This is a genomic window from Arthrobacter sp. MOO21 (genome assembly GCF_057369995.2).
The window spans coordinates 2,717,993-2,744,016 of sequence record NZ_CM170671.2; the positions used below are offsets into that span (position 1 = coordinate 2,717,993).

A 26,024-nucleotide genomic window follows, 5' to 3' on the forward strand; every position below is an offset into this window, starting at 1 on the left:
TCCACGGTAAGCAGTAACGCGGCCGTAACGGCACCCGTGCTGCACTCTCCCCATGGGAAATGCCCTTCACGACGGCCGCCTGCCGGTGATCTACGTCCGCGGGTTCGCGGGCACCGGTGCCGCCGTCAACAGCGCTGTTGACGATCCCTTCTACGGCTTCAGCCAGGGTTCCGTCCATGTCCGTGCCGACGGCAGCGGACGGGCAAGGTTCCACCAGTTCGAGTCCCCGATGCTGCGCCTGGTGGCAGACCACCAGTACGAGGTGCCGGTCCACGGGGACCAGCTGGCGTTCCTCAACAGCGCGGACGCCGACTCCGTGAATCCGGCATCGATCTGGATCCACCGCTTCTACGACGACGCGGCAGACACCTTCGACGCGGACCCCGAAAACTTTTCGTTCGAGGAAGCGGCACGGGACCTGTTCAGCATGATCAAACTCGTGCTGGAAAAGACCGGAGCGCCGAAGGTCTTCCTGGTGGCGCACTCCATGGGCGGGCTCATCTGCCGCTCATTGCTGCAGCGGATCATTCCGGAAAGCCTGGCCGGCGACGACGGCGGGATCGATCCCGCCGCGGGGGCCAAATACGTTGCCCGCGTCTTCACGTATGCCACCCCCCACGGCGGCATCAAATTCGCCGTCGGACTCGGCCTGCTCGAGAGGCTCCGGGACGCCACCCGGATCCAGGGGGCCGATATCTTCGGACCCGACCGGATGTACGAATACCTCACGCCGCCGGCGCTCCGGCGGACCCTGACGCGCGAAAACTTCCACGCCACCGAGATGCCCGGCGACGGGTTCCCCCTGGGCAACCTGTTCTGCCTGGTGGGCTCCAACCCGGAGGACTACGACGTCGCCCTGGGCCTGTCCAGTAAAGCGGTGGGCGCCCGCAGCGACGGGCTGGTCCAGATCGACAACGCCGCCGTCAAAGGCGCGGTGGTGGCAGTGGTGCACCGCAGCCACAGCGGACGCTACGGAATCGTCAACTCCGAAGAGGGCTACCAGAACCTCCAGCGGTTCCTGTTCGGCGACCTCAAAGTCGAGGTGGAACTGGTGGGCTTCACGGTGGGCAAGTCCTATCCGCCGGAGGTCGAGTTCCAGCTGGACGTGGGCCTGGCCATCCGGGGGCTGCCGGTCCTGGTGCACGAACAAACCGCCGCCCACTACTGCCCGGTCCAGATCGAGCACTGGAAGGATGGGGACCCCATCGACTCGCCGGTCCCGCTGCTGACCACGTTCCTTTCCTCCAAGGCACCTCGGCCGCTCCTGAACGGGAAGGTGGTGCCCCGGCTCCGCCAGGCCCTCAAGCTCAGGCTGATGTCCATCACGGAAAAGGACGGACACTTCTTCTTCGCGGACCACCTGGAACAAACCGAGGACTGGCAGGACACCCTGCTGGTGGAAATTGAGCCACCATCAGCAGACCGGCCCCTGCCCAAGGCCTGGGCCGCGTGGAACAGCACGATCCCCAGTGCCCTGCGCGACTGGAGTGCCGGCGATGGGGACCTGCTGAAGGACACGGACCCCACCCCAAACCGGTGGCAGGGATTCATTCCCGTTCCCGAGGTGTCCAGGCACCTTCTCGGCACCAACGCAGGCCTGCGCCTCACGGTCACCCCCAGGACGCTGGCCCTCTGAAACCACGCACCACCCTCCAACCCAGCAAAGGAGACTTGAAATGATCGACCCAAATTCCTTCCCCACGTCCGAGAATTCGGCTGGGACCGTCCCGGCGGCGGACTATTCCGGGGCCGAGACCACCGGCCGGTTCATCGTGGTCTTTGCCAGGGACGCCGCCAGCCCGTCCTCGGTGCTGGAATCGGCAGGCCTGTCCAACGTGGCGGACTCGCGGGACTTCGGGGACCGCGAAGTGGACGTCTCGGAAAGCAGCGGCGCGGACGCCACGTACTTCAGCTCCCTGGGCATCGCCGTGGTTTCGGCCGCCCCGGAGCAGATCGGCGCGCTGCAGACCACGGAAGCGGCGGAGAACGCAGTACTGTCCGTATCGCCGGAACTGATCCACCATGTCCTCCCGGCAGGCACCACCGAATACGTCAGGGGTTACCGCGACGCCGTCCTGGACCTGGACACCCGCCTGAACGGCAACGGCCAGGGCGCGGGGGCAGCGGCACCGCCAACCGTGCCGATCTTCCAGGACACCGCCCAGTTCACGTGGGGGCTGCAGGCCGTCCAGGCCACCTCGTCCCAGTACTCCGGGCTTGGGGTCAAGGTGGCAGTCCTGGACACCGGCTTCGACGCAACCCACCCTGACTTCGCCGGACGGAACATCACCACCCGCTCCTTCGTCCAGGGGGAGGGGCCCGAGGACGGGCACGGGCACGGCACGCACTGCATCGGCACCTCCTGCGGCTCCAAGTCCCCGTCCACCGGGCCGCGCTACGGCGTGGCCTACGAAGCCGACATCTTCGCCGGCAAGGTGCTGGGCAACTCCGGTTCCGGCAGCGACGCCGGCATCCTGGCCGGCATCGACTGGGCGCTGACCAGCGGCTGCCACATCGTCTCCATGTCCCTCGGGGCCGACGTGCCGCAGATCCACCCGCCGTACGTGGCAGCAGGCAAGCGGGCCTTGGACGCCGGGACGCTGATCATCGCAGCCGCCGGAAACAACGCCCGGCGCCTCCAGGGCAACTTCGGATTCGTCGGCACCCCGGCCAACAGCCCGTTCATCATGGCGGTGGGCGCTTTGGACCACCAGCTGGACGTTGCCTTTTTCTCCGCTCGAAGCCTGCCGGTCCGCGGCGGGCAGGTGGACGTTGCCGGCCCCGGCTGGCAGGTCTACTCGTCCTGGCCCATGCCCACCCGGTACCGGAGCATCAGCGGCACCAGCATGGCCACCCCGCACGCCGCCGGCGTTGCCGCCCTCTGGGCGCAGGCCACTGGCTTCCGCGGACGGGAACTCTGGTCCTCGCTGGTCCAGGAATGCGACCGGCTCATTGCACCGTCGCTGGACGTTGGCTCCGGCCTGGTCATCGCCCCTGTGTAGGAGCCGCGTGTACGGCCGCCTTAGGGACGGCTGATAGGAACCGCCTGCGACGCGAAGAGGAATATCCTGAGGAATGGTCAACATCAATGTAACGGTGCACCAGGATTACCTGTCCGCCATCGCCGATGTCGCGGACGCGCTGCGCGCCCGCGGCATGCAGGTGGAACAGGTCCTGGCGATGGGCTTCATCACCGGTTCCGCCCCGGATGACAGCCTGCAGGACCTGAAGTCCGTGAGCGGAGTGCAGTCCGTGGACGAGGAGCTGGGCTACCAGCTCCCGCCCCCGGACGAAGACATCCAGTAGCCGGAAAACGGTTTTTCACAACGGCCCGTACCGACCGGTCTGTCTGGTTTTTCGTGTAGAGTCCGGGGAATGGGACACTCCACAGGCTCTTTAGCTGATCCGATAGCCAGTTCCGGGCCTCCACGGCCGGCATCCGCCGGTGCCCGGGAGCGCATACTGGCGGCCGCTTACGAGTTATTCGGGCAGCGTGGCATCCGCGATGTGGGTATATCAGAACTGATTCTGCGCGCCGGGGTGGCCAAGGCCACGTTCTACGGCCACTTCTCCTCGAAGGATGAACTGGTTCTGGCCTTCCTGGAACATTGCCACCAAGACCTCACTGTGGAGGCGATCATCGCCGAATGCCGGCGGAGATCCGACGACCCGACGGCGCAGGTGCTGATAATCTTCGACGTCCTTGACGGGTGGTTCCGGCAAGATGACTTCCAGGCCTGCGCCTTCGTCAAAACCATGCTGGAGATGGGGCCCACACATACCCTGGGACAGGCGTCCGTCAGCTACTTGGCCCAGGTAAGGGCTTTCATGCGAACGCTCGCCGAGCAAGCGGGCCTTGAACAGCCCGAGGTCTTTGCCCGTTCCTGCCACATCCTGACAAAAGGCTCCATCATCTCAGCGGTCGAAGGAGACAAGGAGGCGGCTGTGCTGGCCAAACGTATGGCCGCCGCCCTCATCTCCCACCACGGAGGTGCCGCAACCCTCGCCGATGGCAGCGCCGCCATTGGCCTTCAACCGGATAAATAGCACCTGCTGACATGTGCTTCACCGGCGGCCTCCGCGCCGGGAACCGCTGCTCCCGCCAAGTTCAAAACCGCTGTAGCCGCACGGCGAACAATGCACCTTGTTGAAAGAAACCACCATGGCACACTCGCAGTTCGACCAGTTCCTCCAGGAAGCAACCTTCCATGATCCGGAGTACGACCGGGCACTCGACGATGACTCCTTCTACGGCCTGTACACCAGCTGGTGCTACGTCTCCAGCACGGCGCCGCAGGCAGAGGACGTGTTTTGGGCTGCTATGCGCCAGCGCATGGATCCCGGGCAGTGCCTTCGCATGAAAGGACCCGCGGCCGCGGACTACATCCTGGCCAGCTACCCGGGCCTGGTCTGAGACTGCACCGTGACCGTAGGCACTCACCACTGGATGTCCGAGGTATCGTCCAGCGGCCGCCTGTCGCCAACCGCCTCGGGGACGGCGAAGGTGTCCGCCTGCCGCAGCGAATCGGCGAACTGCAGGACGGTCCGCGCCTCGATTTCGCTCACGGCAACCTGGAACACCCGGAATTCGTCGAGCTCGAGCGCTTCGAGCTGGTCCAGGTTCTGGGTCAGCAGGAAGCCCCTGGCCTTGAGCTGCCCGTGCTCCACGAACGCGATGATCTTCCAGTACTCGCGGGGCAGGGGAATTCCCCGGTAGACGTGGTCACCGTCCTGCAGCACCGGCCCGCCGAACACGCTGACCTTCAGGTTGTCGACGTCCACGTCCTCGAACACGGCATCCTCAAGCCGGCCCCAGACCCCGTTCTTGCTGCTTTGGTTGAAGTCCTCCAGCTGCGGGGTGATGTTCGTGAAGTAGAACGAGTCCTTGTTCGCCCGGCCAGCCTCGTCCGCCGCTCCCCACAGCAGGTCGGCCCGGCGCGCCAGATGGCCGCGGTCCACCCGGTTGCCGCGGTAGAGCTCGTCCCCCACCTGGACGCCGACGGGGAGCCGGGGGTCCTTGATGAAGCTGATTCCGGACCGGCTCAGTTTCTGCAGGCTGCCGCCGTCGATATTCCACGCCACCCAGCGGGCAAACCGCCGTGACGTGCTGAGGCAGAGCGAGAAGTGGGTGTACGGGATGATGTCCGAGCCGGCGAAGCGCACCGCGTCGGTGTTCAGGGCGGCGCCGAGCGTGGGCACGGCGATGTGGGGCCCGAGGAAATCGGCGAGGAACCCCTCGGGAACAACCTCGGCAGCCTCAGGAGCCGCCGGCGGCCGCAGGGTGATTTCCAGCTTCTCGAACACGGACTGGGGCAGGCAGGCCAGGGCGTGCTCGTCCGGGCTGTCCCCCGATTCCCCGCCGAAGTGCAGCCCCGCCAGGACGGTGGTGAGCTCACCCGAGGGGGTCTTGAAGATCCAGGCCGAGCCCGAGTCCCCGCCGCGGCTGATTTCCCCGTCCGCCGAGGGGTTGGCCGGGTCCGGGCCGATTTCGAAGCCGCCAATGGTGTGCATCCCCGCGGAGCCGTAAAAGAGCTTGGCGATCACGTCCACGCGCCGCACCACCCCGTGGGTGACGCCCGTGGTGCGGCCGCTCTTGACCACCTTGTCGCCGATTTCGGGTTCCCCCAGCTGGTCCGGCGTCACGTCCAGGGACTGGATGTCCGTGGTGAAGCCGCGGTCCGTGATGGTGGCCACGGCGCAGTCTCCCGCGACGCCCAGGTGGGAGCGCACCAGCCGGCCCAGCCCGTTGGCGTTGACCCGGTTGTCGTCGTGCGGGCCCGGCTGGACCACCACGTCGCCGAGGGCGCCTGTGTCGCCGTGCAGCACGTGCCAGTTGCTGAGGACCAGCGGCGTCCCGTCGTGCCTGTCGTACACGATGCAGGCGATGGTGCCGGCGCTGGAGTGGATGTTGCCCACGCTGACTCCCGGCCTGATGGGGTCGAGCCGGACCTTGGTGGGCGGGGGCTCAACTTCTGCCACCGCCCGGAACGAGGGGCGGTAGTCCCGCTCGATCACATCGGTTTGTACCGGGATCCCGTCCACCATGATGGTGTCCGGTATGGGCTTGGTGTTGAGCGAGTCCAGGGCTTCCGGAGCCACTTTCTCGCCCACGGTGAACTGGAGCGAAATCTCGCCCGTCGCTTTCCCGTCCACCACCTTGTGGCCCACGCCGATTGAGGTGATGTTGGGGTCCTCGAGGTAGGCGGCGCCCTTGGTCCTGATGAACTGCCGCAGCGAGGCCAGCATCTGCTCGTTGTCGCTGGCTGCTTCGGGACTGCTTGCTTCGGGGGAGGGGCGGTCGGTGGTGTCCATGCCAAGTCCATTTCCTGGGTGTGGTGCTTTTTACTGCTCGGCCGCGGCGGGCGGCCTTGGGTGCGTCCGGGGCGACGTACGACGGCGGCCCAGCTCCGCCGTCGTACGCTTCAGTTCCCTGCCGCGCGCCTTAGGCGCTGGCAGGCATGCCCCGGTCCGGCATCGCGTCCGATGCGCGTTCCTTGCCAGCGGCGCCGGAATCTCCCGCGGCCTCCCTGGCCGGAGGTTCCTCCATTGACCCCGCAGGCATTTCCGCTGCTGCCGGCTGCTGGTGGCCGTTCGTTGTCAGGCTCTCGGCCATGGTGCCGGCGGGCATCTCCACTGTCTGCGGGACCACGGCTGCGGCTGCCTCCCCGCCCGCCTCTTCGGCTGTCTCTTCGGCGGCGGCAGCCTCGGTGGACTCTCCGGTCAGGAAGGGACTGTTCTGCCACCTGTGCCAGAGGGCGTTGTCCGTGCCGCGGACGAAGGCCTCAAGCCGGCCGTCGGCGTTGCTCCCCACCGTGATGTTGGAGGTGAGGATGCCGCCCAGGGAGGCCCAGCCGGTCCAGCCACTGTTCGGTGCTGTCTGCCAGAGGTGCCACAGCGCGTTGTCCGTGCCGCGGACGAAAGCCTCCAGCCGGCCGCTCGCGTTCCTGCCAACGGCGATATCGGAGGTGAGGATGCCGCCCAGGGAGGCCCAGGCCGACCAGCCGCTGTTGGGCGCCGTCTGCCACTTGTGCCAGAGGGCGTTGTCGGTGCCCCGGACGAAGACTTCGAGGCGGCCGTCGGCGTTGGTGCCGGTGGCGATGTTGGACGTGAGGATGCCGCCCAGGGAGGCCCAGGCCGACCAGCCGCTGTTGGGTGCCGTCTGCCATTTGTGCCAGAGGGCGTTGTCGGTCCCGCGGGCGAAGATTTCGAGGCGGCCGTCCTTGTTCCTGCCCACGGCAATCTCGGACGTGATCACCCCGCCCAGGGACGCCCAGCCGGACCAGTTGCCGTTCGGTGCCGTCTGCCATTTGTGCCATACGGCGCCGTCCGTCCCCCTGGCGAAGACTTCGAGCCGGCCGTCGGCGTTGCGCCCGGTGGCGGCGGGCCCGGTGATGCTGCCGCCCAGGGACGCCCAGCCGGCCCAGTTGCCGTTGGGCGTGCTCTGCCACCGGTGCCACAGGGCGTTGTCGGTGCCGCGCGCGAAGATCTCCAGCCGGCCGTCCTGGTTGCTGGCCACCGCGATCTCGGTGGTGATCACCCCGCCCAACGAGGCCCAGCCGGCCCAGTTGCCGTTCGGGGCAACCTGCCACCGGTGCCACACGGCGCCATCGGTGCCCCGGGCAAAAGCTTCCAGCCGCCCGTCCTTGTTGTTGCCCACGGCGATGTCCGAGGTGATGACACCGCCCAGGGAACTCCACCCGGACCATGGCTGCGGCGCGGCCGGGTACAGGGCGCGGAACCCGTCGAGGTCGTCCTGGGTGAGGACGCGCTTGGTGAAGTTGGAGGCCACGGTGGGTGCCATCACCGAGCCGGCAACGCTGGAGTGCGCCAGCCCCACAATGTGGCCGAATTCGTGCAGGGCGACCGTTTCGATGTCGAAGGCGTTCGCCACGGCGCCGACGCTCCAGACGTGTTCGCTGTCGTCGAAGTGGACCGGCTTGGGGAGGGTGTTGGTGATGACACTGCAGCCGGGCGGGAAGTCGGCGTGGGCCAGGACGCCGCCCACCATCGAATGGTCGGGGTCCGCCGCGGGCCGCCAGCCGATGCGGACGTCCGGACTGGAGCCGACGGCGACTTCGGTGAAGGTCAGTCCGCCCACGCCCTGCCAGGTCTGGATGGCACGCCGGATGGCGTCGAACTCGGCGGTCCCGGCGACGTCGTCGGTGCCGGTGTCGAAGGCGAATGTCAGGGTCCGGTCCACCCATGCGCACGCGGTGGCGAAGTCGAGGTCGCCGCTGCGCTTGTCCGGGAGCCCGCAGCGGGGCCGCATCATCGCTTCCCGGGTGGCGTCGTCGAACACGCCGGTGACGGGGAGGTTGAAGAACTCCTGGAAGCTTCTCAGGGCCCCGGCCGTGGGATCGTCCAGGACGCCGACGTCCCTGGCGGCGGATGGCCCCAGGTAACCAAAGCGCTCGAGGTAGCTTTGTACTTTGCTGAAGCCCGGATTGCTTTCGCCCGGGCCGGTGTTCTGGACGGCGGCGAGGAACGGCGCCGCGGAGTACAGCTCTTCAGTCATTGGTTTCTCCTTGTTCTGTCCGGATTTGATCTGTCCGGATGCTTCGCAGGATCTGCAGGGCGACGTCCTTTGGGGCGCCCGGCCGGTTGATGGACGACGGCGGTGGCCCGCCCGTGGATGGTGACGGCAACGGTGCGGGTGCCCTCCTCTTCGAACACGACGAAGTCCGCGGTGGCGCTGCCCACCGGTTCCTGCCAGTGTTCGAAGCCGGGCTTGGCTCCATAGCGTGTGAGGGGGTCGGCGAAGGGGCTGGCATCAACAGTCAGCCGCATGCCGGCACCTTCGAGGACGGCCGCGCTGCCCTCGAAGGCTGCCTCGTCCGTGGGGACAAGCTGGGCCGGGACGTCCAGGGCCAGGCCCGCCACCCGGACCGAACTCCAGGGCTGACTCATCACACCGGCCTCACGATTGCACCGGCCTCACACGCGGGGGAACCACAGGTAGAGTCGATCAGACGCGCGTTACTGCGCCGTTACTGCTGCCGTTGGCGTGCAGTGTGCGGCCGGTAGGATGTGCCGGTGACGAGGAACGGCGGGCGCCCCCGCATCGTGGCGCGGGAGTGGATCAAGTACGCTGCCCTCATTGTGTTGGCAGCCGCGGCGTTCGCGGTGGCAGCGCTCGCCCTGATGGGCCCGCCCGCAGTGGACGACGCCCGTCCTGCACCGGCCGGCCCCTTGGCGGCCACGCCTACTGCTTCTGCTTCCCCTACTGCCGCGGCCACCGCTACTGCTACCGCCACCGCCACGGCACCACCCGTGCGGATCGAGTTGCCGGCCGAGCCTGTGCTCCTGATCCTGGGGGATTCCTACACTTTCGGGGACGGTGCAGCCCGGCCGGACCAGGGGTGGGCGTACCTCGTTGCAAGGGAGCTGGGTTATCCCGCCACCATCGACGGAGTGGGCGGCACCGGGTTCGCCTGGGGCGGCGGCGCGCAGGACGAGCTGGGCGGCGAATACGAGACCCGGTTGCGGAAGATCGCGGCCAACCCGGCGTTCGTGCCCAACGTCCTGATCCTGCAGGGCGGGCAGAACGATTCCCAGCTTGGTAACCCGGATGAGGTCCGGGTTGCCACCACGCAGACCATCGAGGCGGCCCGCCGGTTCTGGCCCGGCATGCAGGTGGTGGTCATGGGGCCGTCGGCGCCCCAGCCCCTGGCCGAAGAACTGCGCGGCGTGAACAGCGCCGTCCGGGCAGGTGCCGCGGCCGCCAATGCTCCGTACATCGATGCGATCGAGGCCGGCTGGTTCACCAGTGCCAACAGTCCAGGCTTCGACTTCGACGGCGCCCATCCCAACAGCGCCGGCCACGCCTACATCGCCAGCAAGTTCCTGGAATCCTGGGCCGCCCTGACCCGGTAGGTGCACCGTTTTCGACGCGGATAGCATTTCTCGACACGCAAACAGGCTGACGCTACCCATATATGGGCCGCGATAGCCTTTTTGCGCGTCGAAAACGCAGTGCGGCGGGCGCGTCACCACCAATCCCTTTGGCCGATTTCCAGAACCGCGAAAAGCCCCGCGGGGGATATCTTCTTCCGCGGGGCTCTTCTGGTGAATCTGTACCCAGCGCGGCTTTTCCTAAACCGCGCTTCCGGGCGCTGAAGCCGGGTGTCGTCGTCGTGGGTGATATGTGGGGGCCGATGGCTTTTTTGCGAATCGACGCTGATCCGCTGGCCTCCGCCATCGGCCCCTGGTCTGTATGGAATGTGGAAGCGCTTGGCGGCGCCGTTGCGTGACGCCGCCAAGCGGTTGAGACCATCGGTTTTATCCGACGTAGGCCCGGGGTAACTGGGACCCAGATTCCCAGGTGCATCTCGTGCGCTCCGTGCCTTCATGCATCACTGTGGAGGCCCTCGCTCAACAACAGCGCCACTTACCGTCAAGAATTGATCAAGACTCACGAAAATTTGTGCGCTCCGTCTTTTTTCTGCAGCCCGGGCGAGTGCCGTAACCTTGTAGCGATTACCGGTCTCACAAAAAGGGTCAGAACCTTGGCAAACACTGCTTCGCAGGCGCCCACGCTCGGCACGCTCGAAAACATCGGCTGGACCAGCCTGTCCATTGGCATCGCCGCCGTGCTGCTTCCGGCGATCGGCCTGAAGGCCCTGTCGAAGGCCGTCTTCCCCAAGGCCTTCAAGCCGGCGCTGGCCGAGGAACGCCACTACCTCATCCAGTAACGTCACCGCGGTGGCCGCGTGCCGCCGTCGTACGCGTCCGGCAGCCGGCGTCACCTGGCCTTGACGCTGAAGTAGCGGATGACCCCGTTCCAGCCTGTCTCGGCGGCCAGGACGTTGTTGCTCCACACCACCGGCTGGTTGTTGTACCAAAGCGGCAACGCGGGCAGCTCCCTGAAGAGGACTTCCTGCGCCTGGTTGAACTTGGCGTTGGCCTGTGCCGGGTCGGTTGACCGGAGGCCTTCCTCCAGGAGCTGGTCAAACTCGGGGTACGAAAACTTCTCGAGGTTGGCAGATGCCCCCGTGCTCCATTCGAGGCCCAGGAAGTTGTACAGCGAGGGGTAGTCGCCCTGCCATGCGGTGCTCGTCAGGCCGGGGAGGGACTGTGACAGGCGCAGGTCCAGAAGATCCGCGAATCTGGGGAGTGCATGGACCTCGGTCCTGATGCCCAGGTTGTTCTCCACGCCCTTGGCGACGGCATCGACCCACTCCTTGTTGCCGCCGTCGGTGTTCGTGGTGAAACTGAGTGGTTTCGTGGCGTCGTACGGCTTCAGCGCTTCTGCCTGCGCCCAGAGCTTTTGGGCCTTCTCGGCGTCGAACTTCAGGACGTCGTTACCCGGAATGGAGTCCGAGTAGCCATCGAGCACCGGCGACGTGAACTCCGTGGCCGGCGTGCGAGTGCTGTTGAAGACCACCCTCGTGATCTCTTCCCGGTTGACGGCGTGGGATAGCGACTGGCGGCGCAGCCTCCCTGCTTCGCCCTGGAAGTTCGCGTTGTAGGGCGGAATGACCAAGGCTGCGTTCACGGCCACCGCTTTGGCGGCATTCCGGTTTTGGAAGTCGCTCTTGTAGGTCTTGAGTGCGTTGGCGGGCAGGATGTCACTGATGTCCAGGTTGTCTGCCTGCAGGTCCGTGTAGGCGGGGCCGGGGTCGGTGTAGAACTTGAAGGTTACCCCGCCGTTCTGCGCGGCGCGGGGGCCGCTGTAATCGGGGTTTTTGACCAGGGAGATGGATTGGTCATGCACCCAGGCTCCCTCCTTCTCCATGGCGTACGGGCCGTTGCCCACCGGGTTTTCCCCGAACTTCTTCGGGTCCGTGAGCGCCTGGGATGGAAGCGGGTAGAAGGCGGAGTAGCCCAACCGCAGCGACCAGTCAGCCTCGGGACGGACCAGCTTGACCGTGAGGGTCTGGTCGTCTTTGACCTTCAACCCTGACATGGTCTGCGCCGTCGGGGCGGGGGAGGAGGTGGTGGTGCCGTCCGGGGCCGTGGTTTCGTTGACGGCGCCGACGTCGGCATAGCCTTCGATGGATGCGAAGAATGAGCCGTTGTTTTGGAGGTTCGTGCTGAGCGCCGCGAAGTTCCAGGAATCGACGAAGGTCCTGGCTGTGATGGCCTCACCGTTGGTGAACTTGGCGCCGGGCTTGATCCTGATGGTCCAGTTCTGCGAGTCCGCGGTTTCGATGGACTCTGCCAGCGCATTGACGGGTTTGCCGTTTGAGTCGTAGGCGCGCAGGCCCTCGAACAATAGCTCCACCACGCGCAGGCCGCCTGATTCGTTGGTGGCCCCGGGCAGCAGCGGGTTTTGCGGTTCGCTGCCATATGCGGTGATGACCTTGGCGGGGTTGCTTCCCGTTGGCTCGCCACCGCCTTTGACGCCCGTTGTGCCATCGCATCCGGTCACGACCAAGGCGGCAGTAATGGCAATGGTGCCTCGGACTTTGGCAGCGCGCGAAAAACGCATTCCGCCTCCTACCAGTCGATGGGGGTCAGTCCGCTGTTCGGTAGCGGCGTCGGTAACGGCGCCTAAGGGGGTTTCACGGTATGGCCGGGCGGGATGCTGACCTAGGGCCAAAAGGCCCGCGGGTGCCCCCTCCTTGAGGGCCAGTACCCCCTCTTTGAAGACCAGTACCCACAAGGCAGTTCCCTGCGCGAGCCGGGAGGTTCGCGTAGGGAACTTCTGCATTCCTTTGCCGGAGGCCCGGAATTGTTAGCTCCGGTACACCTTGCCCGCGGCGAACGCGTTGGCCATCATGCGGGAGTTGGCACCGAGAAGGTCACCAGCCTGCTGCAGGCCGCGGATTTCGTCCTCGCTGTACGGCACCGCAATGGGGGCAGCCAGGGGTTCGCTCCACCCCTCAGCTGTTGTGGCGGCCTGGGCGGGGGCAGCGAGCATGCCCGCCGAAATATAGGCTGCGGCAGCGGCTGCGACGGCGAGGGGCAGCTTCCCCTGTCGTGCTCCATCAGACCGTTTGGTTTCTGCGGACACTGGCTGGGTATTGTGCCCGGTGGTGCGATGGTGTCCTTTAAGCGTGAACAACGTACTGCTCCTTTCATGCGATGCCGCCCACGGGGACGGCTGGTTTTCCTGAGCGTTTTTCGTTCAGGCGTTCGCCGGTTTGGCGAAGAATGTGCCGATTGGCAGGTGGTTGCGGTCCTGCGGAAAAGCGGCGGTCACTTCCGGCAGTCGGGCCAGAGGTCTTCCGCCCAGTTCCTGCGCTCCGGAGCTGATGCGGACTGCCAGCAGGGCCGTTGGCGGAAGGTTTCCGGCCCACCTTCAACCCGGCCCGGTAATGGTTGGTGATGGACGCGATGTGGGGCTTCTATCCGCTTCATGATCAGGCTCTCCTTTGGATGCCCGGCCTACACAAGGAGGCTGCTGGGTCTCGGTGCTTTGATGACTCAAGAATCCCGCCGGGGGCTTAATTGATCCTTAAGCTCTTCCAGGCTGCTGGGCCTAGTTGTTAGGGGGGCGCGGTTGAGCGAAGCACGCACTCTGGACGTGCTGATGCGTACAGAATCTATGTGTGGCGGCAGGCGGGGCTGCGCACTGCCGGACCTGCGGAGGGATTAAGTCCAGGGGGCCGCGCTGACGGGAACGCCACCGGACGCAATGGCGTCGCTGCCGGGTTGCATTACCCCAGGCTCGTCCCCTCTTCCACTGTCCGGCGGCAGAACCTCTTGGACGGCCTGTGCAAGGGTCAGGCCCTGGCCTGCCGCCCACGCCAGTCCAAAGCGGATGGGGCCGGCTTTCGTCCGGGCGTCGGCCAGCATCGATTCCACGATCCGCGATTCCGGCGCACTCAGCGGATAGCTTCGGTCGTTCCTGTAGGCGTTGGCTGCACCTAGTACGCGGACAGCCAGTTCAATGCGGTCCTGATGAATGTAGATGCCTGCTAGCGACTCAAGGTAGCCAACGATGTTGGCTTGGGCGCCCAGGTCAAGCGTGGCTGTGAGGGCTTCGAGCAACAGCTCCTCAGCGGTATCGAAGTCTTCCGTCTGCTCCATGCTCTCCGCCAGGTTCGTCAGCGCGATTCCCAGGAACAGACGGTCCCCCAAGGCACGGGCAAGATGGAGGGTCTCCTTGCACAGGTCAAGGGCGCGGGCATGGCGGCCCGCGTAGAATTCAGTCCGGCTCAGACAGATCAGGGCAGCTACCCGTGTGGCGGCACTGGACTGTGGCATGGCCAGCGCCTGCCCGGCGAGCCGCTGTGCCGATGCGCTGTCGCTGCGCTCCATGGCCTGCACTGCCAGGCAGATGGTGGACCACGCCACTCCCTGGCCGTTGCCGGCCGCCGTGAACGCCTGCAGCGCCTCCTCATGCAGCCTGGTCGCCTCGGCATTGCGCCCTAGGATCCAGCTAAGGGTCGCAGTTCCGCTCAGCGCCGGTGCCCGAAGTTCCGGCGGGGCAGAGGGCGTCTCCGAGAGCAACTTCAAAGCGATGCCGCATGGCTCGGACAGGTCCTCCACCATCTGCCAGTAGTGCCACAACTGGCCTACGAGCCGCAGCGCCATGTCCTTGGAGCCGTCAGGACCGCACGCCCACAGCAGGGACTTGCGAAGGTCTGCTCCGTCAGCCCGCAGGCGGTGGAACGCGTCCACCTGGTTGAATCCCCAGAGGCGGGGGCCAAGCTCCTCGGCGACGCGCAGGTAATACTCCGCGTGCCGCCGGCGCGCGCTGTCCGCCTGGTCACTGAGCTCCAAACGGCCGCGGGCGAACTCCCGGATGACCTGCAGCAGCGATGCCCTCCCTATCCCCGAATCGTCCTTGTACCGGTGGAGCAGGCTGTGCCGTGACAAGGCGGTCAGGAGCGCATCAACCTCATCCGGATCGCAAGCCCCGTCGAGAACCGAACGCACTGCCTCGACGCTCGGATCGGCTGCGAAGACGCCAAGCCGTTCCAACAGGGTCCGTTCGGCCCCGGAAAGCAACCGGTAGCTCCACGCTATGGTGGCCGACAGCGTCCGCTGGCGGTCCGGGAGATCGCGGAGGTCGCCGCGCAGCGTGGACAAACTGACCTCCAGGTCTTGCAGCAGTGCTTGCTCATCGCGCTCGCGCAGCTGTGCGGCAGCCAACTCTATGGCCAGCGGCAACCCATCAAGGCGGTGGCAGATGCGTGCCACGGTAAAGGCGTTGCCGGGTCCGAGTTCGAAAAGAGGCCGGACAGCCCGGCTGCGTGTGAGGAACAACTGAACGGCAGGTACTTGCGCCAGGACGGGCAACGCCAGCGGCGGGTCGAGTTGGGGGAGCGCCAACGGTGCGAGGTCGTACTCGTACTCCGCCCTGATCCTCAGCGGCTGCCGGCTGGTGACCAGGATCCTTAACTCTGGTGCCATGCTGAGCAAATCGGCGACGACGGTCCACGCCTCCACCAGATGCTCGAAGTTGTCGAGCACCAGCAGCAAACGGCGTGACCGTAGGAAGTTCGTTGTTGTGCCGAGCGGATCAGAGCCGGTCCAATCCTCCAGGCCCAACGCAGACGCTATGGCGGGCGGAACCTGGGGGACGTCACTGAGCGGTGCAAGATCGACCCAGCACACGCCGTCGGGCATCCCCGCACCAAGCCGGCCCGCCGCTGCCAGTGCCAGGCGGGTCTTGCCGGTTCCCCCCGGGCCGGTGATGGTGAGCAACCGGCAGCCTTCCGAGGCGAAGAGGGCACAGACTTCCTCCACTTCGGCGTCGCGGCCCAGCAGGGCTGTGTGTTCGGCCGGAAGGTTGTCTATGCGCTGGTGGTGCCTGCGGTGGCTTGCGCGGGCGGGAGCTGCGAGGGAAGGGTCTTGCCGCAGTACCAAATTCTCCAGGTGTTTCAGCTGCGGCCCGGGGTCGATGCCAAGTTCGTGGGTGAACACCCGGTACGCCTTGCGGCACGCCGCCAAGGCTTCGGCCTGGCGGCCGCAGCGGTAGAGGGCGAGCACAAATTGTGCCCACAGCCGCTCCCGGTAGGGGTGCTCGGCGAGGAGGGCCTGGATCTCGCCGACGAGTTCCGCGTGCCTGCCCAAAGCCAGTTCAACATCGATCAGGTCCTGGTGCGTGTTCAGGCGGGTTTCCTCCAGCTTGTCGAGCTCGGGCCGGAGCGGCGGTATGTCTGCCAGGTCGGGAAAGACCGGGCCGGTGAAGAGTTCCACCGCCTCGCGAAGGCATTCGGCGCCCTCGGCAATATCCCCGGCCTCTACTGCCGCTTCTGCGGACTTCACGCGCTCGCGGAACTGAACGAGGTCCAACTCTTGCCCGGTGGCAGTGAGCACGTAACCTCCCGCCCTGCCCACCAAGCGATGGGAAGCGACTCCCTTGGAACGGGCCGGCTCCAGAGCATGCCGAAGGTTTGCAACGTACACCTGGAGCTGCGGACCGGGTTTGCTGGGCGGGCTGTCCGCCCACAGGGCATCGATAAGGGTGTCAGTTGTCACCACGATGTTGGCCCGCAACGCGAGGCACGCCAGCACAATCCTCTGTTTAGTGCCGCCAACCGGTATGTGCTTTCCGTCGAGCACCACGTCCAGCGGCCCCAGGGCACGTATCCACAGTGCACTCATCGCGAGGAACCTCCTCACCAGACGGTGACCAGCCCTCTCGACCGCCAAACACCGAGCGCTCCACGAGGACCCGTTGCATTGCTACCAGCTTGACCCCATCATGCTCCCGAGAAGCGGGGCCGTCTATAACTGTCTGCTGCCCGTTTTGGGGACTATGCCGCCGTCCTGCCAACTTTTTTGCCCAGCCCTCTTCACTGGGCCGGGCCGGGCTATTAAAGTGGTGTGCGTCATAGTCCGGATGGGCGCCGGGGGCGTCCGGGAAGGGGGAGTGCATCACCACTGACCATTGCCAGAAGACAAATGACCACTACGTTGAAAGCCCCTCCTAGGAGGGGCTTTCCCTTTGCCTTCATGCCGATAGGGCGCGCGTAGCCCCCTCTATTTCCAAGGTACCTCGCCGCGGGGGCCTTGCCGCAAGGCCCCCGGTTCCCCGCATACTTGCAGGCGGAAAGCGGAACGAAGCGGGGGCGCACATGCATGACGTGGTGATCGTGGGGAGCGGGCCCACCGGCTTGATGCTCGCCGGGGAGCTGAAGCTGGCGGGGGTGGACGCCGCGGTGCTCGAACGGCGGGACACCCAGGACCTGGCGGGCTCGCGCGGTGGCGGAATCCACTCCCGCACCATCGAACTGCTGGACCAGCGCGGCATCGCCGGCCGTTTCCTGGCCGCGGGCAAAACCGTGCAGACCGCCACGTTCGGCAGCACGCAGCTCGACCTGTCAGGGCTGCCCACGCGCCACGCGTACACGCTGGCGCTGTTCCAGAACCACATCGAGCGGCTGCTCCTGGAATGGGTGGAGGAGTTGGGCGTGCGCATCAGCCGCGGCGCGGAGGTCACGGGGGTTGCAGTGAACGACGACGGCGTGGATGTCCAGCGTGCGTCCGGCGGCCCCGTGCGCGGCCGCTACGTTGTGGGCGCCGACGGCGGGCGCAGTGAAGTCCGGCGTTCCGCCGGTATCGCCTTCGCGGGCCCGGACGCGACCCGCAGCAGCCTCATCGCCGAGGTCAAGGCGGCAGGGGAGCCGGCGCAGCAGGGGAAAGTGGACGCCCGCGGCGTCCACGGGCTGTACCCGATGGGGGACGGCACGGTCCGGGTCGTGGTGACCGAGGCCGTGCTCGGTCCCACCACTGAACCCACGCTCGAGGACCTGCGCCGGGAGTTGGTGGAAGTGTTCGGCACCGATTTCGGCGTGCACAGCCCCACCTGGCTCTCGCGGTTCACCGACGCCACCCGCCAGGCCGGAGCCTACCGGAAAGGCCGGATCCTGCTGGCCGGGGACGCAGCCCACGTCCACTCGCCCACCGGCGGGCTGGGCATCGGCCTGGGACTGCAGGACGCCGTCAACCTCGGTTGGAAGCTGGGGCAGGTGGTCCGCGGCATCGCCCGGGAGGAGTTGCTGGACACCTACCATGCGGAGCGTCATCCCGCCGGGGCGCGGGCGCTCCAGTACACCATGGCGCAGTCGCTTTTCCAGAAGGCCGACCCCCGCCAGGAAGCACTGCGCGACCTGCTGGACGAGGTGCTCCACGTCGACGGTGCGGGAACGCCCATCGCCGCGCTGGTCACCGGGCTGGACGTGGCCTACGGGCACGGGATGCCCGGGCACCCCGTGCCCGCACATCCCCTGCTGGGTCGGCGGATGCCCGACCTTGACCTCGCCACCGCCGACGGACCCCTCCGCGTCTTCGAACTGCTGCACCAGGCCCGGCCCGTGCTGCTTAAGTTCGGCGGCCCGGCACTGGACCTGGGCGCCTGGGCCGGCCGGGTCCGGCACGTAGCGGCAACGTACGACGGCGCGTGGCAGCTTCCGGTGCTGGGCACCGTGGCCGCGCCGACCGCCGTCGTGGTCCGGCCCGACGGCTACGTGGCCTGGGTGGGCGAGGGCTCCGCCGGGGGTCTTGGCGAAGCCCTCGCCACCTGGTTTGGGGCCGGCGCCGGGTGAAGCCAGCGGCCAGCTTAAACGGGACCGGCCGGGGACGCCGAAGGTTCCGGATTCACTGGCGCGGGTCCGGCACGTCCCTTAGTTTGCTGCCGCTGCCGCTGCCGATGCCGCTGCCGCTGCCGATGCCGAAGCGCCGGGCTCCAGCGTGTACTGCTTGGGCAGCTTCAGCGACCGCTCAGCCATGACCTCGCGCAACCGGTTGGGGTAATCGGTGATGAGGCCGTCCACGCCCGCGTCCATCAAGGCGCGCATAGTGGGCTTGTCATCCACGGTCCAGGGGATGACCTGCATGCCCTTGGCGTGGGCGCGCGTCACCATATCGGCCGTCACGTAGGGGACGTACCCGGGATCGGTGACCTTGCCGTTCTGCGGCGTGCCGTGGACGGGGGAGATGGCGTCGAAGCCGAAGGACGCTGCGGCGTCGACCAGGTCTCCGCCGAAGTCGTCGGCGTCAATGCCGCCCAGCCAGGGTGAGGCGCCGGGCTGTCCAGCCTGCAGGAAGTCCTTGTTGGTCAAGGCTACCGTGCGGATCCCCGGCTGGCGTTCCTTCACCATGCGCAGGGAGCCCCAGTCAAAGCTCTGGATGGAGACCCGCTCCGCCATCCGGGCGGCGTTGATCTCGCGCAGCGCAACGTCAACGAACTGTTCCCTTGGCGCGGTCTGCTCCGGGGCACCTGCCTCCACCTTGGTCTCGATGTTGAACTTGACCTGGCTGGCCCGGTACTGCCTGGCCAGGTCGAACACCTCAGCCAGGGTGGGCATCTTGGCGCCAGGGGAAGCCTGCTGGCCGGGGAACTGCGGCAGCGTGAGGGAGCCGCAGTCCAGGCTGCGGACCTGCTCGAACGTAAGGTCCTTGATGTACTTCCCCACGTACGGGAATGCGGGGTCATCCGGGGTGACGGGCGCCGTGTCCTGGCATTTCTGCCCGCTGATCTTGCGGTCGTGCGTAATGACCTCGCGGCCGTCCTTGGTGATCTGCAGGTCCAGCTCGAGGGTGGAAACGCCCGTCTCCATTCCCTTGGCGAAGGATGCCAGGGTGGACTCCACGGTCAGGCCGATGCCGCCGCGGTGCGCCTCAAGGTCAAAGTGGTTTGCGGTGCCGTTGGGGTTGGTGTCGGCGGCGTGCGCGGGGAGGGATGTTCCCAAAGCCATGCCGGTACACACGGCGGCTGCGGTCAGCAGCTTTGCATACTTCATGAGATTGTCTCCAGGTTGGGGAGGGAGGGGCCCGGTTGGGCCCTCGCCACTGTTCCCATATGCGGAAACGGCCCGGCGAAGGCCGGGGAGACTCTTCATGACCGGGAAGTGAACGGCGGATGCGGTCCTTCGAAGACGGATCCCATGGACCGGGATTACGGGCGGGTGCGCCATAACGCCACCTGGCGTTCACCTGCCCGCCGGAAGCGGTTAATTACCGGCAAGTAACTTGGCGCTGTCTTGTGCAGACCCCAACCTGAGAGGCTCCCCATGGGCTCGTCCACTACCCGCCACGTCCTCACGGCCGCCGCCGCCGTCATCCTGGCTGCGTCAGCAGTCGGCGGCACCGCCGCCGCCCAGGCAGCAGGCGGCAACAGCCGCCCCGTCGCCAGCCCGGACCCGGGAGTCCACCACGAAACTGATACCGCGCTCGCTGACGCGTTCAACGCCGTCGACCGCAACACAGCCTGGCAGCAGACCTCCAAGCTGAAACTCAACTTCCCCACGTACCACACCGAGGGAATCGCCTACAGCCAGGACCATATCTTCCTCTCGGCCGTTCAGATCACCGAACCCACCGTCAAGTACCCCGCACCGCAGGGTGGGTACGACCGCACGGCCGGCAAGGGCGTCGGACACCTGTTCGTCATGGACAGGGCCGGAAACCTGCAGAAGGACATCATCCTGGGCGAAGGCGACATGTACCACCCGGGCGGCATCGACTTCGACGGCACCAACGTCTGGGTCCCCGTAGCCCAGTACCGGCCGAACAGCAGCGCCATCATCTACAAGGTTGATGCAGCCACGCTGGACGTCCATAAGCAGTTCGAAGTCAAGGACCACTTCGGCGGCGTCGTCCTGGACAAGCAGACCGGCCACCTGGTGGGCAACACCTGGGGCTCGGGGCGGTTCGCCGAATGGGACCTCCAGGGCAAGGAGCTGGCCACCTGGGAGAACCCGAACTACTTCATCGACTACCAGGACTGCCAGTACGTCCCCAACGCCAAAATGCTCTGCGCCGGCGTCACCAATCTTCCGCAGACCCCGGCAGCCGGCGGCACGGCAGCCACCTACGAACTGGGCGGCATGGCGATGATCGACCTGAAGTCCCACGAGGTGGCCCGCGAGGTCCCGTTCCAGAAATGGTCCACCGCCGGGCACGTGGCCACGCGCAATCCTTTCAAAATGACGGCCGACGGCGGGCACCTCACCATGACGGTGGCACCGGACAACGGCGAGGAAGGCAACGGCACCGAAATCCTCACGTACGAAGCCGACGTGGCTCTGCGGCGGTAATACCCCACATGGCCTCCTAGCAGATTCCCACATAAGAAAATAGGGCCTTCGGGGCTGTCAGTCCTGGAAGTAATCCTGTTAAACTGGCCCGGGTCATGCAGACGGCCGTTGGATGCCGTCATCGGAGCCTCTTCCCGCCGCCACTGCCGCAGCAAGCACCCCTTCCCCGGCGCGCATCCGCCCTCCAAGCCGACGCGGATGTGGCCCAAGGGACTTGCCCTTTTTCGGGGGTGGGCCGCATCCCGTCTTCCTCTCCGGGGGCCAGCAGTGTGGCTGGCCTCCGGACCCGACCGGGCCTTCAGTCCTCGAAATGGGCTTCAGGGTCCGCTGAACCGGGGAAGCGGTCTACGACGGCCTGGGCGAGGTCATGGAGTTTTTGGTTCCGAGTGCTGGAAGCACTGCGGAGAAGATCGAAAGCCGCATCCTTGCTGCAATGGTTCTGGGCCATGATGATCCCGCATGCCAGGTCAATCACCGTCCTGGTGTCCATTGCCGCCTTAAGATTCTGGGCGCGCTGGTCCGCCGACGCGATCCGGACAGCGAGGCGTAGCGCCTTTCCTGCCATCTCCGCGAACCTCATCCCGTCGGCGACTGCCTGTTCGCTGAAGAGCCCGCTCCTGGGAGCGAAGAAATCCAGGACCGCCCCGGACCCGTCCCCAAGGTCCATGGGAATCCCCAGCGCACTGGCGATGCCTGCGGCGGAGAGTGCACTGCGGTACTCCGGCCATCGAGAGTCCGATGAGACGTCACCGAGAAGAACGGGAAGGCCGCTTTCCAAGGCCTCTACGCAGGGCCCGTCTCCCAGGTTCTGTTCAATCCGGTCCAGCAGCACCGCCTTGGCGCTGCTGCCTCCGATGGTGGCGGTGCGCCTGCGCCTGTGAAGGGTGACGGCGCATTCAATCTGCGCTCCCGTGGTGGCGGACATGGTGGCCGCGGCGAAGCTGGTCAGCCCGTCGAGGACGGATTTTATGTCCTCAGTGCCGGCGATCAGGTCAACGAGGCTCTCGAAGTCGTCAGCCATGTCTGGGTCCACCATGAGTTCAATCTAGAAGCGGCGGGATGCCGCAGCAAGGCATGGTGGGAACCGCCGCTGCCAGCATTCACCCAGCCTTCGCCCAGCGCAGTTATGGAAACGTTATATATGCTTGTTGAGTGGTTCTTAGGTCAAGCAGTGGAAATTTGTCAGTTTCGGAACGTCCGGCAGCACCCCAAAACCCGCTCATCTCCGGGCGGAAGCACGCCCTGGACGGGCTCCGCACCGTCGCCGTCGCCGGCGTCTTCCTCTTCCATACGGCCACCGAACTGGTCCCGGGCGGATCGATCGGCGTGGACGTGTTCTTCACCCTCAGTGGCTTCGTGATCACCCTGCTGATCATGAAGGAGCGGCTCGCGACGGGCCGCCTGAACCTTCGCGTCTTCTATGCCAAGCGCCTGGCCCGGCTCTGGCCGGCCCTTCTGTTCCTCTGCGCGGTGATCCTCGCCGTCGGCTTCGTGTTCCCGGCCTCCGGCTTGGGCGGGCAGGCGGGCTTCATCCTGCCCGCGGCCGCCTACGTCATGAACCTGGCGCACGTTGGCACGTTCGGCCAGTCCATCCAGGGGGAAACCCTCGGTCCCACCTGGACCCTCGCCGTCGAAGAGCAGTTCTACCTGGTGTGGCCCCTGCTCCTGCTGGCTATGCTCCGGTTCTGGAAGATCCGCACCGTTGCGTTCGCCACGCTGGCCTTGGCCGCGGCCTTCCTGCTGGAACGGTTCGTGCTGGTCATGTCCGGCGCGCCGCTGAACCGCCTGTACAACGGGCCGGACACCCGGGCGGACGAGCTCCTGATCGGCTGCGCCCTCGCACTCCTGTTCACCGCCCTCCGGGATGGCTCACGCCTGCACCGCGTCCTGCAGTGGATCGCCCGCTGGGGTGCCCCGCTCGCGGCCGCTACCTTGGTGGCCGCGGTGTTCCTGTTCAAGGAACCGGAGGCTTCGAATGCCTGGTTCAACACCTTCTGGACCGTAGGGCCCACAGGCCTTGCCCTGCTGGCAGCGCTGCTGATCGGCTCGCTGGTCCTGCAGCCGGCGGGTTTTATGGGACGCATCCTCAGCCATCCGTGGCTCGCCCGGCCCGGCCGCGACCTCTCCTACGGCATGTACCTCTGGCACATTCCGGTGTACCTCCTGCTGATGCGCCTCGTCCCGGACGTGCCCCTGCGCATCGCGCTCTCCGCCGCCGCGACCGTGCTGGTGGCCTATGCCTCCTTCCGCCTGGTGGAGCTGCCGCTGCGCCGCTGGGCCAACAAAAAGCTGGACGCCCCGGTCGTACCCCGCGCCACCGAGCGTGCAAAGGCGCCGGTGGCAGTTTCCGGGTAGGCCGGTTTCCGGCTAAGCCGGCCGAAGGACGGCGCGCGGGCAGGCCTTCCCGCATCGCGGGGGCTTCCAGCTCATGACGGCTGGGGCCACCTGCCACAATGTCAGACCCTCCCCTGATGATTGGTTCATGGGGAAAGCAGCGGTGGCCAAGGCTTATGCGGATATCAGGGCTGCCCTTGCTGTGCTTCACGCGGAGGCGGATGGGGCCGGTCCGGAGGCGTTTTCGGCGTCTGATCCGTTGGCTGGTTTGGCGGATGGTTGCTTGGATATTCTTGCCGGGGCCCGTGAGGTGGAGGCGGGGTTCGCTGGTTTGAAGGCGAAGGCCGCTGTGACGTACGCGGAGAGCGCCCACGCTGTTCCCGGGCCCGATGCGCCGGTCCAGGCGCAGGAGATGGCTGTAGCGGCGGAGATCGGGTGTGTGTTGGCTCTGGGGCCGCGGGCCGCGTCGTCGTTCCTGGCCGCCTCCCACGCCCTTGCCACCACGCTGCCCAGGACTCTGTCGGCACTGGAAGCCGGGGCCCTGTCCTGGCAGCACGCTCTGGCCATGGTCGACGAAACGGCGAGTCTTGATGCTGCCAGTGCCGGCGCGCTGGAGGCCCATTTCCTGGACCCTGACGCTCCGGACCCTGCCAGGGGATGCCCGGTGGGGCAGATGCCAGCACACCGGTTCAGGGGCAAGGCCCGGACGTGGCGGGAACGTCATCATGCCGAGAGCATCGAAATCCGCCATGCCAAGGGGGTAGCGGATCGGCGGGTGGAATTCCGGCCGGACGGTAACGGCATGGCCTGGCTCTCCGCCTACCTGCGTGCCGATCAGGCGTTGGCGGGCTGGAACCGGCTGACCGCGGCCGCCCGGAGCATGCAGGGCCCGGACGAACACCGCAGCATGCCCCAGCTCTGCGCTGACACGTTCGCTGAGGCGGTTCTGGGCAACAGGAGCCCCGCCGGTGTTACCGACGCGGACGGCCGTGGAGCTGGCCTGTCCTCGCGGATCCGCGCCCAGGTCCTGGTCACCGTCCCGGTGTCCTCGCTGACGGGCCAGACGGACGAGCCGGCCATGCTGGACGGCTACGGACCGATCCCGGCGTCCATGGCCCGGCAGCTGGTCGCCAACGGCGCCCACTCGTTCTACCGGGTACTCGTGGATCCCCGGGACGGAGCGCCGCTCGAGATCGGCCGGACAAGCTACCGGGTGACCAAAGCCATGCGGGCCTGGCTGCGGATGCGCGACGGCAAATGCCCCTTTCCCGGTTGCAGCAACAACTCCCTGGACAACGACGCCGACCATATCCTCGCCTGGGCCAACGGCGGCACCACAGGCATCAGCAACCTGGGACAGCCCTGCCGCAAACACCACAGGCTCCGCCACACCACCGGCTGGACACCCACTCCGGCCAGCAAACACGAGCCACCCGGCTGGCTTTCACCCACCGGCCGGCACTACATCAGTGAACTCCAGGACTGGGAACCGCCCTGGTGGCCACCCGGCGTCCAGCCGCAGGCGGGAGACCCGCCGGACTTTGTCTTCACCGGGCAGTCCCTAGGAGAAAGGGCCCTGGAACGATTCCTACACGGGTAGATGCTTCCTGTGCGCGTAGACGGGGGGAACGAGGCATTCGTCGGCGCCCGGTACCGGGTCCTGAATGACGCCGCTCCACGGTCCAGGTTTCTGAGTGCCGCTGGTCCAGGGTCCAGGGTCCAGGGTCCAGGGGTCCTGGCTGCTGCCGTGTTCAAGCATGCGTGGGGGCGCACAGAGCCCGGGCGCACCCAGTCCGAACCCACTCAGTCCGAACCCACTCAGCCCGTACCCGCCGCCTGCGGCCCGGGCAGGGGAAATCGGGTACCGGCTACTCGTTTCTCGGTTCCGTATGGTTCGTAGACTTCGGCCACAGGGCGGGATGTTCCGCACCCTGCGGTCAGGAAGGGCAGGAAGAAGGGGCAGAGAGGTGTATGGAATTGATCGAATCTTTCGGAATTCTCCGTCAGGTTCCTGTCCCTCCGGCGATTACCTGAGCATGGACCTGATGTCCGCAAGCGTTGTCTGGGCTTTTCACAGGGGAGGGACTTTATGTCGTTCTTTACCGCATTGGTGACCAGCAAGGTCGCGGCTGGGCTGCTGGCCGGGGGAACCATCGCCGCCGGAGGAGCGGCCGCGGCTGCCTACACCGGGACACTCCCGGCGCCGCTGCAGCAGGGCAGCCATGAGCTGATCGGCGCCCCGGCGCCCGCGGACCTGCCCACGGCCTTCCCGACAGTTCCGGACCAAAGGCCGGACGCCGCCGAGCAGGGACAGGGACAGGGGCAGGGGCGGGGTCGGGAGAAGGCTGCCGACGCACAGGGAACGGACTCCGACGACGGCGGAGGTCCGGACGCCACCGGTCCGGCCGCCACCGGTCCGGCCGCCTTCGGACTGTGCACCGCGTTTACTCACGGGGGCCTGGATCCGGCCTCCACCGCCTACAAGTCCCTGGCAGCGGCCGCGGATGGCAAGGGCGGAATCGCCGAGTACTGCAAGTCCGTACCGGCTCCGGGCAACTCCGCGGGGCACCGTCCCGACGACCCGGGAAATCAGGGCAAGCAGGACAAGCCAGACAAGAATGACCAACAGGACGACCAGGACAAGCCCGACGCGGACCGGTCATCAAACCAGGTGTCATCAAGCCAGGCCAATACGGTCCAGGCCGACAGGGGACCCTCGCACAAGCCTGCCACCGCAGGGAAACCCTGAGCCAG

Annotated in this window: 20 protein-coding genes; 12 read left to right on the forward strand and 8 right to left on the reverse strand. The window is 66.6% G+C overall.

Going from position 1 to position 26,024, the window contains the following annotated elements; genetic code table 11:
• Positions 1-52: 52 nt before the first annotated feature.
• From AC2JAJ_RS12610 to AC2JAJ_RS12630, 5 genes are all read left to right on the forward strand, one after another.
• Positions 53-1,636, forward strand: coding sequence for an esterase/lipase family protein (locus tag AC2JAJ_RS12610; protein ID WP_501053144.1), 1,584 nt, complete (start codon positions 53-55; stop codon positions 1,634-1,636).
• 40 nt (positions 1,637-1,676) lie between these two features.
• Positions 1,677-3,002 (forward strand): S8 family serine peptidase, encoded by a 1,326-nt coding sequence (locus AC2JAJ_RS12615; RefSeq protein WP_486415606.1) that lies wholly within the window; start codon positions 1,677-1,679, stop codon positions 3,000-3,002.
• Positions 3,003-3,075: 73 nt separating this feature from the next.
• Positions 3,076-3,306 carry a hypothetical protein gene (locus AC2JAJ_RS12620; protein WP_473696506.1) on the forward strand — a complete coding sequence of 77 codons (231 nt, stop codon included), beginning with the start codon at positions 3,076-3,078 and terminating at the stop codon, positions 3,304-3,306.
• A 69-nt stretch (positions 3,307-3,375) separates the two neighbouring features.
• A complete protein-coding gene (locus tag AC2JAJ_RS12625; RefSeq protein WP_486415605.1) occupies positions 3,376-4,047 on the forward strand; it encodes a TetR/AcrR family transcriptional regulator in 672 nt (223 codons plus the stop codon).
• A 115-nt stretch (positions 4,048-4,162) separates the two neighbouring features.
• Positions 4,163-4,414 carry a hypothetical protein gene (locus tag AC2JAJ_RS12630; RefSeq protein ID WP_221386285.1) on the forward strand — a complete coding sequence of 84 codons (252 nt, stop codon included), beginning with the start codon at positions 4,163-4,165 and terminating at the stop codon, positions 4,412-4,414.
• Positions 4,415-4,437: 23 nt separating this feature from the next.
• Here AC2JAJ_RS12630 and AC2JAJ_RS12635 read toward each other — a convergent pair whose 3' ends face one another.
• The 3 genes from AC2JAJ_RS12635 to AC2JAJ_RS12645 form a co-directional block, all read right to left on the reverse strand.
• Entirely contained in the window at positions 4,438-6,312 is a 1,875-nt protein-coding gene (locus AC2JAJ_RS12635) for a DNA/RNA non-specific endonuclease (protein ID WP_486415604.1), read from the reverse strand.
• Positions 6,313-6,442: 130 nt separating this feature from the next.
• Entirely contained in the window at positions 6,443-8,515 is a 2,073-nt protein-coding gene (locus AC2JAJ_RS12640; RefSeq protein WP_486415603.1) for a DUF8189 domain-containing protein, read from the reverse strand.
• Positions 8,512-8,907, reverse strand: a complete 396-nt coding sequence (locus AC2JAJ_RS12645) for a hypothetical protein (RefSeq protein WP_501053145.1) — start codon at positions 8,905-8,907, stop codon at positions 8,512-8,514. The genes AC2JAJ_RS12640 and AC2JAJ_RS12645 overlap by 4 nt, the downstream gene beginning before the upstream one ends.
• 126 nt (positions 8,908-9,033) lie before the next feature.
• Here AC2JAJ_RS12645 and AC2JAJ_RS12650 point away from each other — a divergent pair, with 126 nt between their 5' ends.
• Positions 9,034-9,873, forward strand: coding sequence for an SGNH/GDSL hydrolase family protein (locus AC2JAJ_RS12650; protein WP_486415601.1), 840 nt, complete (start codon positions 9,034-9,036; stop codon positions 9,871-9,873).
• 632 nt (positions 9,874-10,505) lie between these two features.
• On the forward strand, positions 10,506-10,691 hold the full coding sequence (locus tag AC2JAJ_RS12655; protein ID WP_501053146.1) for a hypothetical protein: 186 nt from the start codon (positions 10,506-10,508) through the stop codon (positions 10,689-10,691).
• A gap of 50 nt (positions 10,692-10,741) precedes the next feature.
• Here AC2JAJ_RS12655 and AC2JAJ_RS12660 read toward each other — a convergent pair whose 3' ends face one another.
• The 3 genes from AC2JAJ_RS12660 to AC2JAJ_RS12670 form a co-directional block, all read right to left on the reverse strand.
• Positions 10,742-12,430: a peptide ABC transporter substrate-binding protein gene (locus AC2JAJ_RS12660; RefSeq protein ID WP_486415600.1), complete on the reverse strand. Its 1,689-nt coding sequence runs from the start codon at positions 12,428-12,430 to the stop codon at positions 10,742-10,744.
• A gap of 246 nt (positions 12,431-12,676) precedes the next feature.
• Complete coding sequence (locus AC2JAJ_RS12665; protein WP_221386299.1) at positions 12,677-12,955, reverse strand: hypothetical protein; 279 nt, start codon at positions 12,953-12,955, stop codon at positions 12,677-12,679.
• A 581-nt stretch (positions 12,956-13,536) separates the two neighbouring features.
• Positions 13,537-16,500: a BTAD domain-containing putative transcriptional regulator gene (locus tag AC2JAJ_RS12670; protein ID WP_501053147.1), complete on the reverse strand. Its 2,964-nt coding sequence runs from the start codon at positions 16,498-16,500 to the stop codon at positions 13,537-13,539.
• A gap of 473 nt (positions 16,501-16,973) precedes the next feature.
• Here AC2JAJ_RS12670 and AC2JAJ_RS12675 point away from each other — a divergent pair, with 473 nt between their 5' ends.
• On the forward strand, positions 16,974-18,443 hold the full coding sequence (locus AC2JAJ_RS12675; protein ID WP_501053148.1) for an FAD-dependent monooxygenase: 1,470 nt from the start codon (positions 16,974-16,976) through the stop codon (positions 18,441-18,443).
• 78 nt (positions 18,444-18,521) lie between these two features.
• On the opposite strand, the gene AC2JAJ_RS12680 is transcribed toward AC2JAJ_RS12675, so the two are convergent.
• On the reverse strand, positions 18,522-19,640 hold the full coding sequence (locus AC2JAJ_RS12680; protein ID WP_486415596.1) for a glycerophosphodiester phosphodiesterase family protein: 1,119 nt from the start codon (positions 19,638-19,640) through the stop codon (positions 18,522-18,524).
• A 270-nt stretch (positions 19,641-19,910) separates the two neighbouring features.
• Here AC2JAJ_RS12680 and AC2JAJ_RS12685 point away from each other — a divergent pair, with 270 nt between their 5' ends.
• Positions 19,911-20,936, forward strand: coding sequence for a DUF6454 family protein (locus tag AC2JAJ_RS12685; protein WP_486415595.1), 1,026 nt, complete (start codon positions 19,911-19,913; stop codon positions 20,934-20,936).
• 298 nt (positions 20,937-21,234) lie between these two features.
• Here the strand turns inward: AC2JAJ_RS12685 and AC2JAJ_RS12690 are convergent, their stop codons facing one another.
• The gene (locus tag AC2JAJ_RS12690; RefSeq protein WP_486415594.1) at positions 21,235-21,972 is read right to left on the reverse strand and encodes an ANTAR domain-containing protein; all 738 of its coding nucleotides are present in this window, start codon (positions 21,970-21,972) and stop codon (positions 21,235-21,237) included.
• 143 nt (positions 21,973-22,115) lie between these two features.
• Here AC2JAJ_RS12690 and AC2JAJ_RS12695 point away from each other — a divergent pair, with 143 nt between their 5' ends.
• The 3 genes from AC2JAJ_RS12695 (at position 22,116) to AC2JAJ_RS12705 (ending at position 26,019) form a co-directional block, all read left to right on the forward strand.
• On the forward strand, positions 22,116-23,291 hold the full coding sequence (locus tag AC2JAJ_RS12695; RefSeq protein WP_486415593.1) for an acyltransferase family protein: 1,176 nt from the start codon (positions 22,116-22,118) through the stop codon (positions 23,289-23,291).
• Between the two features lie 127 nt (positions 23,292-23,418).
• Positions 23,419-24,870, forward strand: a complete 1,452-nt coding sequence (locus AC2JAJ_RS12700) for a DUF222 domain-containing protein (RefSeq protein ID WP_501053149.1) — start codon at positions 23,419-23,421, stop codon at positions 24,868-24,870.
• A 489-nt stretch (positions 24,871-25,359) separates the two neighbouring features.
• Entirely contained in the window at positions 25,360-26,019 is a 660-nt protein-coding gene (locus AC2JAJ_RS12705) for a hypothetical protein (RefSeq protein ID WP_486415591.1), read from the forward strand.
• Positions 26,020-26,024: the final 5 nt, after the last annotated feature.

What these genes read in the sequence shown, in the direction of transcription:
- AC2JAJ_RS12630 (WP_221386285.1), top strand. Translation starts at nt 4,163, where the DNA reads ATGGCACACTCGCAGTTCGACCAGTTCCTCCAGGAAGCAACCTTCCAT.
- AC2JAJ_RS12700 (WP_501053149.1), top strand. Translation starts at nt 23,419, where the DNA reads ATGGGGAAAGCAGCGGTGGCCAAGGCTTATGCGGATATCAGGGCTGCC.
- AC2JAJ_RS12620 (WP_473696506.1), top strand. Translation starts at nt 3,076, where the DNA reads ATGGTCAACATCAATGTAACGGTGCACCAGGATTACCTGTCCGCCATC.
- AC2JAJ_RS12660 (WP_486415600.1), bottom strand. Translation starts at nt 12,430, where the DNA reads ATGCGTTTTTCGCGCGCTGCCAAAGTCCGAGGCACCATTGCCATTACT.
- AC2JAJ_RS12675 (WP_501053148.1), top strand. Translation starts at nt 16,974, where the DNA reads ATGCATGACGTGGTGATCGTGGGGAGCGGGCCCACCGGCTTGATGCTC.
- AC2JAJ_RS12615 (WP_486415606.1), top strand. Translation starts at nt 1,677, where the DNA reads ATGATCGACCCAAATTCCTTCCCCACGTCCGAGAATTCGGCTGGGACC.
- AC2JAJ_RS12640 (WP_486415603.1), bottom strand. Translation starts at nt 8,515, where the DNA reads ATGACTGAAGAGCTGTACTCCGCGGCGCCGTTCCTCGCCGCCGTCCAG.
- AC2JAJ_RS12690 (WP_486415594.1), bottom strand. Translation starts at nt 21,972, where the DNA reads ATGGTGGACCCAGACATGGCTGACGACTTCGAGAGCCTCGTTGACCTG.
- AC2JAJ_RS12635 (WP_486415604.1), bottom strand. Translation starts at nt 6,312, where the DNA reads ATGGACACCACCGACCGCCCCTCCCCCGAAGCAAGCAGTCCCGAAGCA.
- AC2JAJ_RS12705 (WP_486415591.1), top strand. Translation starts at nt 25,360, where the DNA reads ATGTCGTTCTTTACCGCATTGGTGACCAGCAAGGTCGCGGCTGGGCTG.
- AC2JAJ_RS12610 (WP_501053144.1), top strand. Translation starts at nt 53, where the DNA reads ATGGGAAATGCCCTTCACGACGGCCGCCTGCCGGTGATCTACGTCCGC.
- AC2JAJ_RS12670 (WP_501053147.1), bottom strand. Translation starts at nt 16,500, where the DNA reads ATGAGTGCACTGTGGATACGTGCCCTGGGGCCGCTGGACGTGGTGCTC.
- AC2JAJ_RS12685 (WP_486415595.1), top strand. Translation starts at nt 19,911, where the DNA reads ATGGGCTCGTCCACTACCCGCCACGTCCTCACGGCCGCCGCCGCCGTC.
- AC2JAJ_RS12645 (WP_501053145.1), bottom strand. Translation starts at nt 8,907, where the DNA reads ATGAGTCAGCCCTGGAGTTCGGTCCGGGTGGCGGGCCTGGCCCTGGAC.
- AC2JAJ_RS12625 (WP_486415605.1), top strand. Translation starts at nt 3,376, where the DNA reads ATGGGACACTCCACAGGCTCTTTAGCTGATCCGATAGCCAGTTCCGGG.
- AC2JAJ_RS12680 (WP_486415596.1), bottom strand. Translation starts at nt 19,640, where the DNA reads ATGAAGTATGCAAAGCTGCTGACCGCAGCCGCCGTGTGTACCGGCATG.